This is a genomic window from uncultured Sphingomonas sp., assembly GCF_913778135.1.
Classification (GTDB): domain Bacteria; phylum Pseudomonadota; class Alphaproteobacteria; order Sphingomonadales; family Sphingomonadaceae; genus Sphingomonas.
This window is the reverse complement of record NZ_CAJYVU010000180.1, coordinates 1-3,097: the sequence shown is the minus strand read 5'-3', so window position 1 is coordinate 3,097 and position 3,097 is coordinate 1. Positions and strand designations below refer to the sequence as shown.

At 69.0% G+C, this 3,097-nt stretch carries 3 protein-coding genes; 2 read left to right on the top strand and 1 reads right to left on the bottom strand.

The features are described 5' to 3' along the window. Nucleotides 1–179: 179 nt before the first annotated feature. Together QZ847_RS15875 and ligA are read left to right on the top strand one after the other, a co-directional pair. A complete protein-coding gene (locus tag QZ847_RS15875) occupies nt 180–611 on the top strand; it encodes an Rrf2 family transcriptional regulator (protein ID WP_294358374.1) in 432 nt (143 codons plus the stop codon). Between the two features lie 71 nt (nt 612–682). After that, the gene (gene ligA / locus QZ847_RS15870; protein ID WP_294358371.1) at nt 683–2,821 is read left to right on the top strand and encodes an NAD-dependent DNA ligase LigA; all 2,139 of its coding nucleotides are present in this window, start codon (nt 683–685) and stop codon (nt 2,819–2,821) included. Nucleotides 2,822–2,898: 77 nt separating this feature from the next. Here the strand turns inward: ligA and QZ847_RS15865 are convergent. Next, the coding region (locus QZ847_RS15865; RefSeq protein WP_294358368.1) for a hypothetical protein at nt 2,899–3,097 on the bottom strand (199 nt) is incomplete at its 5' end.

The following is a 3,097-nucleotide window of genomic DNA, read 5'->3' as shown; positions in this document are numbered from 1 at the left end:
GCCCCCGGGTCCGCTGCGTCTATTCTACGCCGCACTTTATCGCCATATCCGGGTAGAACCCGGCACGATCGATATAGGCACGGTCGCGCGGTTGTGAAAGCCCGTACGTACGGGTTGATGCATCGCCATTGCCGCCCGGTGCCACGTGCATGCCACATTGTCCGTGGATATAGTGGGATATGCTCACCCAGCGTTCGCGCTACGCCCTTCGTTCGATGCTGTTCCTCGCGCGCGCGCCTGCCGGCTCGCCGCCGATTGCGATGACGCGCATCGCGGCGGAAGCGACTGTACCGCGCAAGTTCCTCGAGCTGATCCTGGCCGACCTGCGCGACGCGCAACTGCTCCACAGCTATCGCGGCAAGATGGGTGGCTACGTGCTGTCGCGACCGGCGCATCTGATCTCGCTCGGCGAGATCATCCGCGTGATCGAGGGGCCGCTGGCGCTCGTTCCCTGCGTCAGTCGCACCGCCTATCGCCCGTGCAAGGATTGCAAGAGCGAGATCGACTGCGAGATCCGCGCCGCGATGATGCGCGTGCGCGACGAAACCGCGCGCATCCTCGACGGCACCAGCCTGGCGGACGCGACGGCGGACAAGCTCGCCGCCGCCTGAGCGAGTGCGTGGCGCCCGGCCGGCCTTGAACCGGCTGGACGCTCGCCACCGCGCCGCTTAACCCGGCTGGCATGACCGAGCCTGCGCTGCCCACGACTGAGCACCATGCCGCTGCCGAGCTGGAGCGGCTGGCGGGCGAGATCGCGCGCCACAACGCGCTCTATCATACCGACGACGCACCCGAGATCAGCGACGCGGACTACGACGCGCTGGTACGCCGCAACCGCGCGATCGAGGCGGCTTTTCCTACGCTGGTGCGCGCCGACACCCCAAGCCGGCAGGTCGGTGCAGCACCTGCCGGACACCTCGCCAAGGTCGCGCACGCGCGACCCATGATGAGCCTCGACAACGCCTTCTCCGACGAAGACGTGGCAGATTTCGTCGCGCGGGTGCGCCGCTTCCTTCGCCTCGCCGACGACGAGCGCGTCGTGCTCACCGCCGAGCCGAAGATCGACGGCCTGTCGTGCTCGCTGCGCTACGAGCATCGCCGCCTCGTTCAGGCGCTGACCCGCGGCGACGGCGCAGTCGGGGAAGACGTGACCGCCAACGTCGCGACGATCGCCGACATTCCCCAGACGCTCCCCGCCGATGCGCCCGACGTGTTCGAGGTGCGCGGCGAGGTATACATGGAGAAGGCCGCCTTTGCCGCATTGAACGCGCGCCTGCTCGCCGAGGCTGAGGCGGCGGGCAAGGAAGCGCGCCAGTTCGCCAATCCGCGCAACGCCGCCGCGGGCTCGCTCCGGCAGAAGGACGCATCCGTCACCGCAACGCGCCCGTTGCGCTTCCTCGCGCACGGCTGGGGCGAGGCGAGCGCGCTGCCCGCGACCACGCAGAGCGGGCTGGTCGATGACTTGCGCGGCTGGGGCTTCCCGATAGCCGCCGCCTTCGCGCGCGTTGACACGACCGAGGCGGCGCTGGCGGTCTACCGCGCGATCGAGACGGCGCGCGCCGATCTCCCGTTCGACATCGACGGTGTCGTCTACAAGCTCGACCGGCTCGACTGGCAGGAGCGGCTGGGCAGCGTCGGGCGCGCACCGCGCTGGGCGATCGCGCACAAGTTCCCCGCCGAGCGCGCGCAAACGACGCTCAACGCGATCGACATCCAGGTCGGTCGCACCGGCAAGCTGACCCCGGTCGCGCGGCTGGAGCCGGTCACCGTCGGCGGCGTCGTGGTGACCAATGCGACGCTCCACAACGCCGACGAGATCGCGCGGCTGGGTGTCCACCCGGGCGACCGCGTCGTGCTGCAGCGCGCGGGCGACGTGATCCCGCAGATCGTCGAGAATCTGTCGCGCGACGACGCACGCGCGCCGTGGCTCTTCCCGACACACTGCCCGATCTGCGGCAGCGAGGCGGTGGCTGAGGAGGGCGAAGTCGACGTGCGCTGCACTGGCGGGCTGATCTGCCCGGCGCAGCGGCTGGAGCGGTTGAAGCATTTCGTCAGCCGCGGCGCGCTCGACATCGACGGGCTGGGTGAGAAGACGCTGGTCGAGCTGATCGATCTCGGCTGGATCGCGGAGCCGGCCGACATCTTCCGCTTGGGCGAGCACCGCGACGAACTGACGACGCGCGATGGCTGGCAGGCGAAGTCGGTCGACGCGCTGCTCGCGGCGATCGAGGCGCGCCGCGCGCCCGACGCCGCACGACTGCTGTTCGGGCTCGGCATCCGCCACACCGGCATCATCACCGCGCGCGATCTGTTGAAGCATTACGTCACCCTGCCCGCGATTGCTGCTCTGGCCGACGAGGTGATCGCGCTGCGCGACGCCACGCCGCCGGTCATCGGCGAGAGCGAGGCGCGCCACGCCGCGCGCGTCGACAAGGCGATCGCCGCCTTGATCGGGGTGGAGAATGTCGGTGCCGCGGTTGGCCACGCACTCGCCGACTTCTTCCACGAACCACACAATCGCGCAGTGTGGGACGATCTGCTCGGCGAGGTTGCATCACCGCCATTCGTGGTCGAGACGCGCGCGTCGGAGGTGAGCGGGAAGACGGTCGTGTTCACCGGCACGCTGGAGACGATATCGCGCGACGAGGCGAAGGCGCAGGCGGAAAAACTCGGCGCGCGGGTCGCCGGATCGGTGTCGGCGAAGACCGACCTGGTGGTGGCAGGGCCGGGCGCGGGATCGAAGGCGAAGAAGGCCGCCGATCTGGGCATCCGCGTGATCGACGAAGCCGGCTGGCAGGCGATCGTCGCAGCGGCGGACTAAGCATCTCTTCGACGGCCGGCAACCGCGCGACGGCACACGCGATGTTACCTTTTTGCAACGCAGCCAGCGTCACGTGATCACCGCGCGTGAATAGACTCGCTGCTGTAACCGAAGCGCAATATTCCTGCGGCAGGGGCGCAGCAACGGCATGGCTCGCCGAATGCTGCAGAGCCGGGGCTCTCAAGGGGAACATTGACGATGCGTAACAACCTGTTGTGGGGTGTGGCGGCGGTTGCGCTGATCGCACCGATGGGCGCGATGGCGCAGGAAACCACC

Excerpts from the sequence above, each read along its gene's own strand:
- QZ847_RS15875 (WP_294358374.1), top strand. The coding sequence starts at position 180 with ATGCTCACCCAGCGTTCGCGCTACGCCCTTCGTTCGATGCTGTTCCTC.
- ligA (WP_294358371.1), top strand. The coding sequence starts at position 683 with ATGACCGAGCCTGCGCTGCCCACGACTGAGCACCATGCCGCTGCCGAG.